Here is a 14,910-nt window from a genome sequence, read left to right as displayed (position 1 = left end):
GGGCGTTAAGAAGCTGTCTCTCTTCCGGAATCAACGGACGTTGTGGTCGTTGTGGTCGCGCCCATAGCCTGCGGCGATGACAAGGGTGCTGGTCGTGGACGACGACTTCATGGTCGCCAAACTGCACAGCCGTTATGTGTCCGCGGTGGACGGATTCTCGGTGGTGGGAGTGGCGCACAGCGGTACGGAGGCGCTGGCGGCGGTGGAGCGGCTGCGCCCCGATCTCGTACTCCTCGACATCTATCTGCCCGATATGGACGGCATCGCGGTACTACGGGAGTTGCGGGCCGTAGAGGAGCGCGACCGGGACCGGCAGCCGCTGGACGCCCTGTTCATCACGGCCGCGCGGGACGCGGAGATCGTGCGGGCGGCGCTGCGGGCCGGGGCGCTGCACTATCTGATCAAGCCGTTCAACCAGGCGGCGCTGCGCGAGCAGTTGCTGCACGTGGCGGCGCTGCGGGCACGCCTGGACGACCTGGACGAGGCACGCCAGGAGGACGTCGACCAGATCTTCGGCCCCCGCCCGCCCGGCTCCCGCGAACTCCCGAAGGGCCTGGCGGCCCACACCGCGGACCTGGTGGAGCAGACGCTGCGGGGACATCCGGGCGGCCTGTCCGCCACGGAGTGCGCGCAGGAGGGCACGCTCTCCCGGGTCAGCGCCCGCCGCTATCTGGAGTTCTTCGCGGACACGGGGCGGGTCGAGGTGACGCTTCGGTACGGCGGGACGGGGCGGCCGGAGCGGCGGTATCGGTGGGTGCGTTAGCGGTTGCTCGTGGCCGCGGTTTTCAGGGCCGGTCCGGCAGGGCGGCGCCGAGTTGGGTGCGGGAACTGACGCCCAGTTTGCGGTAGATGCGGCTGAGCGTCGTCTCGACCGTCTTGACCGAGACGAACATCTGCTGGGCCGCCTGCTGGTTGGTGGCGCCCACCCGGACCAGTGCGGCCAGGCGCCTTTCGCGTGCGGTGAGTTCCGGCACCGCGCCCGGTGTGCGCGGCTCACCGGCCGGGACGGGCGGATGGCCCGCCAGGCGGGAGAGGTGGCCGTCGGCGAGTTCCGTCCAGGGGCGTGCCCCGGCCGTCTCGAACAGGGTCCGGGCCCGCTCCCAGGCGTTGCGGGCCGCGGCGGCGCGTCGGCGGCGGCGTTCGACCCGGCCGCGGGCCAGGTGGGTCCGTCCCTCCTCCACCGGTAGTCCGAGCCGGGCGAACCCGCGAGCGGCGTCCTCCAGGAGTTCCACCGCCTCCTCGTTGTTGCCGGACAGCTGGTGGCAGAGAGCGCGGGCCCTGGTCAGCCCCGCGCGGAGCACCGCGTGTCCGGTGTGGGGGCCCACGGTGTCCTGCATCCGGTCGAGGAGGGCGCGGGCGTGCTCGGTCCGGCCGGAGGCGGCGAACGCCTCGACGGCGTCGGCCTGCCAGCGCAGGATGGCCGGGTCGGCGGCCCCGTTGCGTGCTTCCAGTTCGGCGACCTCGGCCAGTACGTCCGCGGCGTGCTCGACCTGGCCGGTGTGCAGGAGGACGGCTCCCAGGATCCACAGGCTCCGTGTGGTGTGCAGGGCATCCTGCTCCTGCCGGGACGCGCGGACGCCCTGGGCCGCGTACCGCAGGGCCTGCGGGAAGGTGTCGCCGCAGCTGTGGGCCAGGGCCGCGGAGTACCAGGCGGGCCCCGGCGACAGGCCCGCCGACGCGGTGAGCCGGACCGCGCGGGCCGACCAGTCCAGGGCGCGGGCGCAGGAGCCGAGCCCGGTGTCGACCTCGGCGAGGCTGCGCCAGATGTCCACCAGGTCCTCGGCCTCCCCGGAGGTCTGCGCGGCCGGGAGCAGGCCGATCAGGTCCTGGCGGGCCTGGAGGAGCCGGCCGTCGAACACGGCGTGCCGGGCCGCGAGGTACTCGGGGCTGTTGCGGATACCGATCCTCGGCGGCGGTACGGCAAGCGCCAGTGCCGCCGCGAGGGTCACCGGCGCCGCTTCGAGGCGGCCCAGGACGCGCTCCATCCGGGCCGTCATGGTCAGGGCGGCGGCTTCGAGGGGTACGTCGCCGCCCGCCCGGGCCAGTTCGGTCGCGGCGCCGGCGTGGTGCAGGGCCAGGGCGGCGTCCCCGCCCGCGACGTTGGTCTGGACGGCGGCGCGCAGTTCGACGGCGGCGAGGAGGGCGGTGTCCCCGGCGGCGGTGCGGCGGGCGGTGGCCAGCAGGGGTGCCGTCTCGGCCAGGTCCTGGCCGTGGGCGTCGGCGACGGCGAGCAGGGCGTGCACCTGTTGCGCGGGGCTGCCGCGGTCCTCGGTGATCCGGGCGGCGGCCTGCCGGGCCAGCCGGACGTCGCCGGCGGCGGCCGCGTCCGCCACGGCGTCGGCGAGCCGGTCGAGGCGGAGGCGGGGGCGGTCGGCCGGGGTGAGGCGGGCGGCCAGCATCATCAACTCGGCGGCGAGCGGGCGTTCTCCGCTCTGCCGGGCGAGCGCTGCGGCCTGAGCGGTGTCCTCGGCCGTCGCCTGGTCGGCCGTGTGCCGGGCGAGGGCCCGGTGGCGGGCGCGCTGGAGCGGGTCGCGTACGGCGTCGGCGAGCGCCGAGTGGATCCGGCGGCGCTCTGCGGCACCGGCGGTGCCGGTGCCTTCCGCGGCCGCCTCCGCAAGGGCTTCGGCGGCGAATCGGGCCCGTACCGGCGAGGTGTTCTCCTCGACGGTGAACAGGCCTGCGCGGGCGGCGTGTTCGAGGTGATCATCGGCGTGCGGCAGACCGGCCTCGCGCAGCACGTCGGCGTCGGGGTGCCGGGCCAGCGCGGCGACCTGGAGCGTGGCGCGGACGTCCGCGGGGACGGTGGCGAGCCAGGCCGTGGCCAGGTCGCGGACCTGCCGGGGCCGCCCGGGGAGGTCCGCCCTGCCGTGGGCGGCGTCGGCGGAGCTGCCGGGGAGGCCCGCGGTCTCGGCGAGGGCCCGGTAGCAGGTGGCGAGCAGGGCCCGGTGGCCTCCGCAGTACTGGTGCACGGGCGCAGCCCACCGCGCGGGGAGGCCGAGACCGTGCAGGGCCGCGGCGGTCTCGGTGAGGTCGGCCGCGGGCACTCGGACGATGTGCGGGTGGCCGCCGAGCAGCCGGGCCGCGGCGGCCGGGTGACGCGTGGTGCGTTCGGCGGCGACGACGGCGATGCGGTCGGCGGGCAGGGTACGGACGCAGTAGCCGAGGGCGTCCGCGCTGGCGGCGTCCACCCACTGGGCGCCGTCGACGAGCAGCAGGGCCGGGGGCCCGGCGGCCAGCAGTTCCGCCAGGGCGAGGCGGACCGGGAGCAGGTCGCCCCCGCTCCGGGGCGCGGATCGAGCGAGGGCCGCCGGGTCGTGCGTCACCGACCGGCCGAGGAGCTCGGCCAACGCCGTGGTGGCGGGGAGTTGGCCGTCGCCCGGACCGAGCAGCTGCGCCAGCGCCCCGTACGGGACGTCCTCGTCGCCCGCCCGGGTGTGGACGCGCAGTCGGCGCCACCCGGTGGGGGCGGTCGGGGGCGGGGTCGCGGCCGGGGGCGCGGCCGACAGGGCTTCCAGGAGTGCGCTCTTGCCCGCGCCCCACGGGCCGGTCACGGCAAGGCGGCCGTGGCGTTCGAGCAGTCCGAGCGCGGCGCGGACCGAGGCGGCCCAGCCGTCCCCGGCCGCGTGTTCCCCGACATCGGCGCCCGTCGCTGCGTCCACACCGGGCACGGTAAGTCCCCGCGGGACGCCGGGCAACGCCGCTGCCCCACACAAAGACAAAGCAAGGGATCTCCCCGACACGCACCCGCCCTGCCCGGCCGCGGCCTGATGGCCCGACGGCCTGGCGGCCTGGCGGCCTGGCGGCCCCGACAGCCTGACGGCCTGACACATGCTCGCCCCACCGCTCCCCACCGCTCCCCACCGCTCCCCGGCGCGGAGACGGCGAGGGCCCTCTGAAGCTCCCTCCGACGCCCCCTCCCCCGCGTCCGCTATGCGGCTCGCGTGAAGCAAGGGTCTTCCCGGATACCGCCCGCGGCTCGGTGCGGTGACGCTGTGGGCCGTCCCGGCGGCGGCACCGCAGCAGCCTCCCCGCATGCCCTCCCGGGACGCACCAGCCCGCCGGTGATGACCCGTCTCCGGCGCCCCCCCGTCCCGAAAGGACCTCCCCACCATGCGTGTTGCCCCCAACCGCCCCCTGCTGACCGGGCTCGTCGCCACGGCCGCCCTGATCGGCCTTGCCGCCCTGCCCGCCCCTGCCACGGCCGCGGGCCCCGAACCCGAAGGACCCCGGATATCCGCCGGCCTACGGGCGGCGATGCAACGTGACCTCGGCCTGTCCTCCCGCGGCGTCGACGCGCGGATCACGCGCGAGACGGATGCGGCGATGGTCGCCACCGCCGTCCGCGGCTCGGTCGGTGACCGTGTCGCCGGGATGTGGTTCGACGCGGCCGACGGCCGCCTGCACGCCGCCGTCACCTCCGGAGCCGACGGTGCAGCCGTCCGCCGTGCGGGCGCGGTGGCACACGAGGTCCATTACTCCCGGGCGGAGTTGGGAGACGCCGCGCACAAGGTCGGCCGTTGGGGGAAGGGCGTTCCGGGGCTGCTGTCCTGGGGGTCCGACGTACGGGCCAACCGGGTCGATGTGACCGTGAACCCATCCCGCTCCACTGCCGCGACCGCCGCGTTCCGGGCCCGCCTGAGCGGCCTCGGCGACCTGGTGCGGGTGGTCGAGTCCGGGGACGCTCCCCGCCAGCAGGGCGGCAACGTGACGGGCGGCGAGAAGTGGGTGCCGGGCAGTGAGAGCCCGTGCTCGATAGGGTTCGCCGCCACCCGCAAGGACGGCGGCGAGGACGGCGGCAAGGCGTATCTGACCGCCGGGCACTGCACGAACGACGTGAACCAGGCCGCGTACGGCAAGGACGGGAGCCGGGTGGGCACCTCGAACAAGGGCGGCGCCGGCAGCGTCAACGCCCGCGAGGGCGACATGGGCCTGGTCGACGTCGACCAGGCCGGCTGGGCCCTCGCCCCGACGGTCGCCGGCTGGGGCAAGGGCGACATCACCGTCACCGGCTCGGCCGAGGCCGTCGTCGGCACCGCCATCTGCCACTCCGGGCAGACCACGGGGCTGCAGTGCGGCGAGGTGACCAAGGTCGACCAGAGCGTGGACTACGGCAGCGTCGTGATCGACGGCCTGTCGTACTCCAGCGCCTGCTCGGCCGGCGGGGATTCCGGCGGCGCGTACGTCACCGCGAGCGGCGGGAAGGCCGTCGGCCTGCACTCGGGCGGCGGCAGCGCGACCTGTTCCGGTGGCAGCGGCGAGAAGTTCACGATCTTCCAGCCGGTGAACGAGGCCCTCACCCGCTTCGGCGTCTCCCTGGCGACCTCCGCCCCGCAGCCCGGTGAGGTGACCGTGACCGCGGTCTCCGCGCAGAACGGCGTCACCGGCACCCCGGTCGAACTGCGCAACAGCGCCGAGGGCGGCACCGCCCCGTACACCTGGTCGGCCACCGGTCTGCCCGCCGGCCTGTCCATCGCGTCGGCCACCGGCACCGTGTCGGGTACCCCGACCACCGCGGGCACCAGCCAGGTCAGGATCACCGCGACCGACTCGGCGGGCAAGAAGGGCTCCACCGGCTTCGCGTGGACGGTGACCGCCCCCGGCACCGGCGCTCCCGTACTGACCGCCCCCGGCAGCCAGAACCTCACCGTCGGCCGCCCGGTCAGCCTCCCGCTCAAGGCGACCGGCGGAACCGCCCCCTACGCCTTCACCGCCACCGGGCTCCCGGCCGGCCTGACCATCGCCCGGGACACGGGCGTCATCTCCGGCACCCCGACCAGCTGGGGCTTCCGCAACGCGACCCTGACGGTCACCGACGCGGCCGGGAAGAAGGCGTCCGTCACGGTCTCCTTCACCGTCTGGTCCTGACGCGCGCCCTCGTGCGGCCCGGTGGAACCGGAGCACCACCGGGCCGCTCGACCCCGACGTCAGGGCAATTCGGGCACGACCTGAGCGGAGTCTGAGGGCTCCCTTAACTCGACCATAAAGATCGCCATCACCCCCTCCCAGCAGGCGAATCCGGGGATTTCAGCGGCTAGTTTTCTCGTCGCCGGGACGGTTACGAACCGTCGGCGCCGCACGCAATCGGGGGGCGGCACCGGCCGTTCGCAACCGTCTCGTGTCCCCCACACCCCCAGAACCGCCGCTGAGGAGAACCACTCATGACCGCACGCCGAAGCAAGGTCGCCGCGATCGCCGCCGCCGGTATCGCCCCGCTCGCCCTGACCGCCCTGTCGGCCGCCCCGGCCGCCGCGCACGGTTCGATGACGGACCCGGTGAGCCGTGTCTCCGCGTGCTTCCAGGAGGGCCCGGAGTCCCCGACGTCGGCCGCCTGCAAGGCCGCTGTCGCCGCCAGTGGCGCGCAGGCCTTCTACGACTGGAACGGCGTGAACATCGCCAACGCCGCGGGCAAGTCGAAGGAGATCATCCCCGACGGCAAGCTGTGCAGCGCGGGCAACGACAAGTACAAGGGCCTCGACCTGCCGCGCGCCGACTGGCCGTCCAGCAAGATGTCCGGCGGCAACCACACCTTCCACTACAAGGGCACCGCCCCGCACAAGGGCTCCTTCGAGCTGTACATCACCAAGGACTCGTACGACCCGACCAAGCCCCTGAAGTGGTCGGACCTGGAGGAGAAGCCCTTCGTCGACGTGGCCGACCCGAAGATGGAGAACGGCGACTACGTCTTCGACGGCAAGGTCCCGGCCAAGTCGGGCCGCCACCTGATCTACTCGGTCTGGCAGCGCTCGGACTCCCCCGAGGCCTTCTACACCTGCTCCGACGTGGTCTTCGGCAAGGACAGCGGCGGCAGCGGGGCCGCGGCTCCGGCCCCGACCGCCTCCGCGCCCTCCGAGAAGGACATCGCCGCGGGCGCCGACAAGTCCACCGTCGAGCACCACGGCCACGGCGACACCGACGCGAAGACGGGCGCCGAGGCCACCGAGGCGGCCCCGGCCGCGGGCGACGACACCGCCGCCGGTGACGACACCGCCGCCAACCAGCCCGAGGTGAACGGCGGCGACCAGAAGCCCGTCGCGGCCAACGAGAACCTCGCCGAGACCGGCGGCGACAGCAACACGCCGTACATCGCGATCGGCGGCGCCGCCGCACTCGCCGTCGGTGCCGCGGCCATGTTCGGCACGGCCCGCCGCCGCACGGCGCGCCACGGCCGCTGACCCGCGCAGGACGTACTGAGAGCCGCCGCTGACCCCGTCAGCGGCGGCTCTCGGCTGCGGCGGCTCCCTGCTCCCGGCTCAGGAGAAGCAGGTGCTCGGCGTCGCGTGCGCCGGGTCGAGCGCGTTCGCGACCTCGTGGTGCGCGACGCGGTCGAGGATCCCGATCGCCACGTGCTCCGACACGTCGACCGGGCACAGGTCCTGGACGATGACATTGCGTACGCCTGGGCCGTTCAGGAACTGCGTGCGGTACGGGGTGACCACCTCGTCGTACTTGGTGGCGATGACCGTGTAGCGCACGCCGGGGACGGTGTCGCCGCCCGCGTTGAGCTTGGTCAGGAACGGCGAGCCCGCCACCTGGTCGGCGAGGCCAGGGGTGTTGGTGGTGAGCAGGTCCTCGATGCCCGGGAAGTACGGCAGCAGTTTGGTGAGGCCGAGCAGGGTCGTGCCGTGGTTGTCGGGCGCGAGGCCGACCAGGGCGTTCACCTTCTGCGCGCCGCCGAGGAACTTCAGGTAGTAGCGGGGCATCATGCCGCCCTGCGAGTGGCCCACGAGGTCCGCCTTCGCGGCGCCCGTCGAGGCGAGCACCTTGTCGACGAAGCCGTCGAGCTGTTCGGCCGACTTGTCGATCGGGCCGAGCCCGTTGAAGAACGGCACGCCGGGCAGTTGGCCGTAGTCGAGCGAGTAGACGCAGTAGCCGCGCCTCACCAAGTAGGGCGCCAGGACGAGCCAGTTGTCGATCGAGTTGCCGAAGGTGCCGTGGACGAGGACCACGGGGCGCGGGTGGGCGGCGGACGGTTTGCAGCCGTAGTCGTTCCAGCCGCTCGAAGTCGCGGCGGGGGCGGCGGGGGCGGCGGACGCCGTGGCGGCGGAGGTGAGGGTGAGCGCGCCCGTCATGAGGAGCGTCATGACAAGGGCGGCGGTGAACGCTCTGAGCGCTCGTCTCCAGGGCAGCATCGTGTGATCTCCTTGCGGCTCAAGGGAGTTGCGATGAGTGAGCCCTGTGATCCGGATCACGAGGATGCCGTGCACACGACAAATTACGGGCGAGTAGCAAAAGTGTGAAGCTGCGCGTCGGCAAAACTTCCAGCAGTTACTGGCACGGTCTTCCGGAGCACTCGGAGCACCCGGACCGCCCGGAGCACCTGGAGCGCCCGGAGCGGGGAGCGCCTACCGCGGAGGCTCCACCAGACCCACCTCGTAGGCGATGATCACCAGTTGGACCCGGTCACGGGAGCCCAGCTTGGTGAAGAGCCGCGCCACATGCGCCTTCACCGTGGCCACGGTGATGACGAGCTCGGCCGCGATCTCCGCGTTGGAGAACCCGCGGCCGATCAGCGTGAGCACTTCGCACTCGCGGTCGGTGATGCCGTCGACGGTCCGCCGCGCCCGCGGCGCCGGATCGGGCCGCGCGGCGAACTCCTCGATCAGGCGCCGGGTGACGCTCGGCGCGATCAGGCCGTCCCCGGCGGCCACCACCTGGATCGCCCCGAGGATGGCCTCTAGCGCCATGTCCTTGACGAGGAACCCGCTCGCTCCCGCGCGCAGCGCGCCGTACACGTAATCGTCGTCGTCGAAGGTGGTGAGGACGAGGACACGCGTCGACCCCGCCTCGGCGGTGATCAGCCGAGTCGCCTCGATGCCGTCCATGCCGGGCATGCGGATATCCATCACGACGACGTCGGGGCGTACGTCGCGGGCCAGTCGTACCGCCTCGGCGCCCGTCCCGGCCTCCCCCACGACCTCCAGGCCGGGAGTGTCGGCCATCAGGACGCGCAGGCCCGCGCGGACGAGGGGCTGGTCGTCGGCGAGGACGACCCTGACGGTGGGGCCGGTCATGGAGTCGGTCATCGGGCCGGTCATGGAGTCGCCTCCGGCAGGGGCAGCAGGGCCGACACCCGGAAGCCGCCCCCGGGGCGCGGCCCCGCGGTGAACCGGCCGTGCAGCAGGGCGACGCGCTCGCGCATGCCGACGAGGCCGAACCCGGTGCCCGCCGGCAGGCCGCCGCGGCCGTCGTCCTCCACCGCCAGGGACAGTTCGCCCTCCCGCCGCTCGACGGTCACCCGGCAGGTGTCCGCTCCCGAGTGCCGCACGACATTGGTCAGGGCCTCCTGCAGGATGCGGAACGCGGCCAGGTCGATGTCGGGCGGCAGCGGCCCGCGCTCTCCCCGCCACCGGATCTCCGCACGGACTCCGGCGTCCCGCGCCGACGCGGCGAGGCGGTCGATGTCGGCGAGCCCCGGAGCGGGTTCGCGGGGCGGCGCGGAGGCGTCGCGGGCGGCGGCCTTCCCGTCGTCGTGCCCGTCGTCGTGCCCGCCGCCGACCGCGCCCGGCTCCGGCCTGCGCAGCGCGACCAGCGTCCTGCGCAGCCCCGCGAGCGTCTCCCTGCTGGTGGTCTCGATGGTGGCGAGCGCGTTGCGGGCCTCCGCGGGCTGGGTGTCGATGACCCGGCTGCCCACACCCGCCTGGATGGCGATGACGCCGATGCTGTGGGCGATCATGTCGTGCAACTCCCTCGCGATGCGCAGCCGTTCGGCGGTGATGGCGCGGTCCGTGGCCTGGGCGCGCAGCGCGTCGGCGTGCAGGCGGCGCTCACGGGCCGAACTGCCCGCCATCCAGGCGGCGACGAGGAGAACGGTGACGAGCAGGGCGCTCTGGTCACTGTTGTCGGCCCACCCGGAGGGCGCGCAGCCCTGCGGAGAATAGGGAGGAGCACAGCCCCGGTCGGGCGGGAAGCCGAAGAGGGAGCCCATCTGTGCCGTGAACGCCATGAGAGCGGCGATGACCGACGTACGGCGCGGGCGAGTGGCCGCGATATACGCGACGGCGCAGACCCCGGCGATGACCTGCAGATAACTGATTTCCGCCGCACGTATCTCCATCGTGGCCATGACCCCGCCCAGGAGCAGCAGGAACAGGGCGGGCAGCGGTCTGGTCCGCAGCAGCGAGGCGACCACGGCCGCGAGCACGAGCGACGCGAGGACCATCAGGAGGTCGAAGCCCTGCCGCCCGTTGGAGAACGTGACGTACGTGACGGCGGGGAAGACGACGGCGCCGCTCCAGGCCAGGCCCGTGCGCACCGGCGGCCAGAAGCGCCCGCGCACGCGCCGCTTCTGCCCCTCCTCGGCCGTGGTCTGACCTGGGTCGATGTCCATGCGCCGATCGTATGTGCCCTTTACCCGCAGGGGTATTGGCCCGCGGTCCTACACCCGTGGGCTACCGGAGATCCCGCACCGCGCCTACGCCGCCAGCGTCCCCGGCACGATCGCGCCCGGACCGAACTTCGCCCGCGCCCGGTCGGCCACCGCCTCGATCCGGCGGGCCCTGTCGTCCACCGGGTCGAACATCAGCTGGTGGGCGGCCTGTTCGGCGGGCCCGAGCCCTTCGGCGCGCAGCGAGATGCCGCGCACCCTGGCCCGCTGGAGGCCCAGCGCCTCGTACATCCGGTACGCGGATCCGGTCAGCGCGCAGGAGTGGGCGGTCGGCTCGGGCAGCGTACGGGTGCGGGTCGTCGTGGAGCGGTCCGCGTAGCGCACGGTGAGGGTCAGGGAGCGGCACACCTGGTCCTCGTCGCGCATCCGGGCACCGAGTTCCTCGGTGAGCGAGAGCAGCGCCCTGCGGTGCCGCGCGGGGTCCAACTCATCGCGCAGAAAGGGCCTTTCGGCGCCGAGGGAGCGGGCTGCCGCGTTCGGCACGACGCGCGTACGGTCGATGCCGTTCGCCGTCTCGTGCAGCTCCCGTCCCGCCCGGGCGCCGACGAGGCGCTGCAGCGTGGACAGCGGTGCGGCGGCCACCTTGCCGACGGAGTCGAGCCCGTACTCGCACAGGGTGCGGGCGGTGGCGCGGCCCACCCCCGGCAGCTCGCCGACCGGCTTCGGCCCGAGGAACCGAGCGACGGCGCCGGGCTCCGATCCCACGACCAGGGTCACCCCCGGCGCGGCTCCCCGCACGGCCATCCGCGCGAGCATCGGCCCCGGCCCGGCGCCGATCACGCAGTCCACCCCGTAGTGGGCCAGCGCCCGCACCCGTATCACCGAGGCGAGCTCGACGGCGTCACGCCCGAAGTAGCGCATCGCTCCCCGTACGTCGACGAGCGCGGCGTCGGGCGGCAGTGCCTCGACGACCGGGCTGAACTCGCCGAGCAGCGTGAGCAGCCGGGGTACGGCGGCCTCGTACATCGGCGGCAGGAGGAACCGGACACAGAGGGTGCTCATCCCGCACTCCCCGGGCTCTGGTGCCACAACTTCCGCCCTGTCGCCGCCCGTTCGCCGGGCGGCTGGAGGTCGGCCCAGGGGTGCATCTCGTAGCCCGTGGACATCCGGATGCGGCGCCCCTCGTCCGCCGGAGCCGCGCCGGACGCCTCCTGCGGTCCCTGCGGTCCCGGCAGCCCCTGCGGTCCCGGCTCGGCAAGGCGCGCCCCCACCGCTTCGAGGCCGCCCTCCTGCCGCAGCTCCACCAGTTCCGCCAGGTTCCATGCCGCCGCGCCGACCACGCTGAGGCTGCGCGGGCCGCGCCGCTGCACCACTCCGCGCACGAGCAGCAGCCAGGAGTGGAAGACGGTGTGCGCGCACCGTTCGTGGGCGTCGTCGAAGAAGGCCAGGTCGACCAGGCCGGTGCCGTCGTCCAGGGTGCTGAAGATGACGCGCTTGCCGGAGCGGATCGGCGGGGTCTGGGTGGCCGCCTTGGCGCCCGCGACCAGGACGGTCGCCCCGTGTTCGGCCTCCCGCAGGCGGCGGGCCGTCAGCACGCCGAGCTCCCGGAGGAACTCCGCGTGGTCGCCCATGAGATGGCGCGAGGAGTCCATGCCCAGGACGCCGAGTTCCGCGCTGAGCCGTTCCGCGTCGTCCAGGTCGGGCAGCCCGGCGGGGGCCGTATTGCGCCCGCCGGACAAGGGGAGCTGAGCCCCGGAGGAGCCGCGCGCGCCCCGTCGCAGCTCCGTCAGGTGCAGCTGGAGGTCGCGGCGGTTGGCGCCGAACGCGTCGAGCGCGCCGACCTGCGCGAGCCGCTGCGCGACGGGCTTGCTGGGCCTTGCCCGCTCCCAGAAGTCCAGGAGCGAGGTGTAGGGCTGCCCGTCCGCGATCCGCGCGGCCTCGGCCTCGCTGATGCCGTGCACGTCGGAGAGCGCGAGGCGCAGCCCCCAGGCCTCCCTGGGATCGGACACCAGTTCGATACGGTGAGCGACCGCGGACCGGTTCACGTCCAGCGGAAGGATCGGCACCCCCCGCCGCCGCGCGTCCGCGAGCAGCAGCCGCTTCGGGTACATGCCGGGGTCGTGGGTGAGCAACCCCGCATAGAAGGCGGCCGGGTGATGGGCCTTCAGCCACGCGGACTGGTAGGTGGGCACCGCGAAGGCCACCGCGTGCGCCTTGCAGAAGCCGTACGAACCGAAAGCCTCGATGATCTCCCAGGTCCGGCCGATCGTCTCGGCGTCGTACCCCTTCGCCGCCGCCTGCTGCGCGAACCAGAACCGGATCCGCCCCTGCGAATCAGGGTCGGAGAGCCCGCGCCGCACCCGGTCCGCCTCGTCGCGTCCGCAGCCGGTCATGATGTTCACGATGTCGATGATCTGCTCGTGGAAGACGACGACGCCGTACGTGTCCTTGAGCGGTTCCGCCAGGTCGGGGTGCGGATAGCGGATGGGCGCGCGGCCGTGCCTGGCCTCGATGAAGGGCCGCACCATGTCGGCGGCGACCGGTCCAGGGCGGAAGAGCGAGATGTCGACGACCAGGTCGTGGAAGGTCGCGGGCTGAAGCCGTCCGACCAGATCACGCTGGCCCGGCGACTCGATCTGGAAGCAGCCGAGCGTCTCGGTCGACTGGATGAGCCGGTACGTCGCCGGGTCGCCCGGCGGCGCCGCGTCCACGTCCACCCGCTCACCCGTGGCCCGCTCGACCTCCTCCACCGCGTGCGCCATCGCCGACTGCATCCGCACGCCGAGCACGTCGAGCTTGAGCAGCCCGAGGTCCTCCACGTCCTCCTTGTCGAACTGGGACATGGGCAGGCCCTCGCCGCTGGTGGGCATCACGGGCGTACGCGCGAGCAGCGAGGCGTCGGAGAGCAGCACCCCGCACGGGTGCATGGCGATCCCGCGCGGCAGTGCGTCCAGGGCCTCGACGAGGTCCCACAGGCGGCCGTGTTTCTCCGTCTCGCCCGCCACCGCCCGCAGTTCGGGCAGTTCCTCCATCGCCGAGCGGGCGTCCCGCGCGCGGATGTGCGGGAAGGACTTGGCGATCTTGTCGATCTCCGCCGGGTCCATGGAGAGGGCGGCGCCCACGTCGCGGATGGCGTGGCGGACCCGGTAGGTCTCGGGCATGGCGACGGTCGCGACCCGCTCGGTGCCGAAGCGGCCGATGATCGCGCGGTAGACCTCCAGGCGGCGGGCCGACTCCACGTCGATGTCGATGTCCGGCAGGACGGCACGGCGCGTGGACAGGAACCGCTCCATGAGCAGGCCGTGCTCGACGGGGTCGGCGTGCGCGATGCCGATGAGGTGGTTGACCAGGGACCCGGCACCGGAGCCGCGCGCCGCGACACGGATCCCCAAGTCGCGTACGTCGTCGACCACTTGGGCCACGGTCAGGAAGTAGGAGGCGAAGCCGTGGTACGCGATGATGTCCAGCTCGTGGTGCATCCGCTCCCAGTAGCCGCGGGCCCGGGGGCCGTGGTCGTACCCCCGCAGGACCATCCCCGCCGCCGCCCGCGAGGCGAGCACGCGCTGCGCGGAGCGGCGCCCCGCGCCGACGAGGTGCGGCTCGGGGAAGCGCACGGAACCGATGCCGATGTCGTCCTCGGGGTCGACGAGGCACTCGGCGGCGACCGACCGCGTCTGTTCGATGAGCCGGTGGGCGGTGTCACGGCGGAAGCCGGCCGCCTCCACGATCCGCTCGGCGTTGCCCAGCATGGCGTCGGCGCCTTTCAGCCACCGCTCTCCGGTGTCGAGTTCTTTGGTCGGGTCGACGGGTACGAGGCGGCGCGCGGCGTCGAGCACGTCGGCGACCGGGCCCATGCCGGGGTCGGCGTAGCGGACGGCGTTGCTCAGGACGGGGCGCACGCCCTGCTCGGCGGCGAAGCCGACGGTGCGGGCGGCGAGACGCAGCGAACCGGGTCCGGTGCCTTCGCGGCCGTGCCACACGGACTCCAGGCGCAGCGCGTCGCCGTAGCGCTCGCGCCAGGGGGCCAGGAGGCGGGCGGCCCGGTCGGGGCGTCCGGCGGCCAGCGCGCGCCCCACGTCGGACGCGGGGCCGAGCAGCACGGTCATGCCGTCGCCGTGGTTCTCCTCCCACGGAAGTACGGGCTGCCCCTCGCCGCCGCGGTGCGCGGCGGTGATCAGGCGGCACAGTGCGGCCCAGCCGGTGGCGCCGTCGCGGGCGAGGAAAGTCACGCGCGGGGTCGACTCGTCGATGAAGGCGCCGCCGCGCACCGGGGTCCGCCGCCGGGCACCGGGCGCCGAGACCGGCTCCCCCACCGCGAGCTCGGTCCCGAACAGCGGCCGCACCCCCGCTTTCGCGCAGGCTTTGGCGAACCGGACGGTGCCCGCGAGGGTGTCCCGGTCGGTGAGCGCGAGGGCGTCCATGCCCCGCTCGGCGGCGCGCTCGGCGAGCCGCTCCGGGTGCGATGCCCCGTACCGCGGGGAGTACCCGGAGACGGTGTGCAGATGCGTGAACCCTGGCACACGCACCTCCTGAAACCCTGAACCGATCCGACCTCACAGCCCCCGGCTCCACCATAGACCAAGTTT

The 14,910-nt window shown here is 73.8% G+C and carries 9 protein-coding genes; 3 read left to right on the top strand and 6 right to left on the bottom strand.

Annotation, left to right across the window (positions count from 1 at the left end; all coding sequences use genetic code 11):
• Positions 1-76 precede the first annotated feature (76 nt).
• Positions 77-763, top strand: coding sequence for a response regulator (locus ACWFR3_RS27640; protein WP_453737337.1), 687 nt, complete (start codon positions 77-79; stop codon positions 761-763).
• Positions 764-785: 22 nt separating this feature from the next.
• Here ACWFR3_RS27640 and ACWFR3_RS27635 read toward each other — a convergent pair whose 3' ends face one another.
• On the bottom strand, positions 786-3,659 hold the full coding sequence (locus ACWFR3_RS27635; protein WP_453737336.1) for a LuxR C-terminal-related transcriptional regulator: 2,874 nt from the start codon (positions 3,657-3,659) through the stop codon (positions 786-788).
• A gap of 451 nt (positions 3,660-4,110) precedes the next feature.
• Here ACWFR3_RS27635 and ACWFR3_RS27630 point away from each other — a divergent pair, with 451 nt between their 5' ends.
• Together ACWFR3_RS27630 and ACWFR3_RS27625 are read left to right on the top strand one after the other, a co-directional pair.
• Positions 4,111-5,865 (top strand): putative Ig domain-containing protein, encoded by a 1,755-nt coding sequence (locus tag ACWFR3_RS27630; RefSeq protein ID WP_453737335.1) that lies wholly within the window; start codon positions 4,111-4,113, stop codon positions 5,863-5,865.
• Positions 5,866-6,158: 293 nt separating this feature from the next.
• On the top strand, positions 6,159-7,172 hold the full coding sequence (locus tag ACWFR3_RS27625) for a lytic polysaccharide monooxygenase (protein WP_453737334.1): 1,014 nt from the start codon (positions 6,159-6,161) through the stop codon (positions 7,170-7,172).
• Positions 7,173-7,250: 78 nt separating this feature from the next.
• On the opposite strand, the gene ACWFR3_RS27620 is transcribed toward ACWFR3_RS27625, so the two are convergent.
• The 5 genes from ACWFR3_RS27620 to ACWFR3_RS27600 form a co-directional block, all read right to left on the bottom strand.
• A complete protein-coding gene (locus ACWFR3_RS27620) occupies positions 7,251-8,129 on the bottom strand; it encodes an esterase/lipase family protein (RefSeq protein ID WP_453737333.1) in 879 nt (292 codons plus the stop codon).
• 213 nt (positions 8,130-8,342) lie between these two features.
• Positions 8,343-9,035 carry a response regulator gene (locus ACWFR3_RS27615; protein ID WP_453737332.1) on the bottom strand — a complete coding sequence of 231 codons (693 nt, stop codon included), beginning with the start codon at positions 9,033-9,035 and terminating at the stop codon, positions 8,343-8,345.
• The gene (locus ACWFR3_RS27610; protein WP_453737331.1) at positions 9,032-10,327 is read right to left on the bottom strand and encodes a sensor histidine kinase; all 1,296 of its coding nucleotides are present in this window, start codon (positions 10,325-10,327) and stop codon (positions 9,032-9,034) included. The genes ACWFR3_RS27615 and ACWFR3_RS27610 overlap by 4 nt, the downstream gene beginning before the upstream one ends.
• A gap of 84 nt (positions 10,328-10,411) precedes the next feature.
• Positions 10,412-11,386 carry a DNA polymerase Y family protein gene (locus tag ACWFR3_RS27605; protein ID WP_453737330.1) on the bottom strand — a complete coding sequence of 325 codons (975 nt, stop codon included), beginning with the start codon at positions 11,384-11,386 and terminating at the stop codon, positions 10,412-10,414.
• Positions 11,383-14,844: a DNA polymerase III subunit alpha gene (locus ACWFR3_RS27600; protein ID WP_453737329.1), complete on the bottom strand. Its 3,462-nt coding sequence runs from the start codon at positions 14,842-14,844 to the stop codon at positions 11,383-11,385. Before ACWFR3_RS27600 ends, ACWFR3_RS27605 begins: the two co-directional genes overlap by 4 nt.
• Between the last annotated feature and the right edge of the window lie 66 nt (positions 14,845-14,910).

This window comes from Streptomyces sp. NPDC055189 (genome assembly GCF_053606765.1).
The sequence above is the reverse complement of the archived record's forward strand: the minus strand, read 5'-3'. Positions and strand labels throughout refer to the sequence as shown.

What these genes read in the sequence shown, in the direction of transcription:
- ACWFR3_RS27605 (WP_453737330.1), bottom strand. Translation starts at nt 11,386, where the DNA reads ATGAGCACCCTCTGTGTCCGGTTCCTCCTGCCGCCGATGTACGAGGCC.
- ACWFR3_RS27630 (WP_453737335.1), top strand. Translation starts at nt 4,111, where the DNA reads ATGCGTGTTGCCCCCAACCGCCCCCTGCTGACCGGGCTCGTCGCCACG.
- ACWFR3_RS27640 (WP_453737337.1), top strand. Translation starts at nt 77, where the DNA reads ATGACAAGGGTGCTGGTCGTGGACGACGACTTCATGGTCGCCAAACTG.
- ACWFR3_RS27610 (WP_453737331.1), bottom strand. Translation starts at nt 10,327, where the DNA reads ATGGACATCGACCCAGGTCAGACCACGGCCGAGGAGGGGCAGAAGCGG.
- ACWFR3_RS27615 (WP_453737332.1), bottom strand. Translation starts at nt 9,035, where the DNA reads ATGACCGGCCCGATGACCGACTCCATGACCGGCCCCACCGTCAGGGTC.
- ACWFR3_RS27625 (WP_453737334.1), top strand. Translation starts at nt 6,159, where the DNA reads ATGACCGCACGCCGAAGCAAGGTCGCCGCGATCGCCGCCGCCGGTATC.
- ACWFR3_RS27620 (WP_453737333.1), bottom strand. Translation starts at nt 8,129, where the DNA reads ATGCTGCCCTGGAGACGAGCGCTCAGAGCGTTCACCGCCGCCCTTGTC.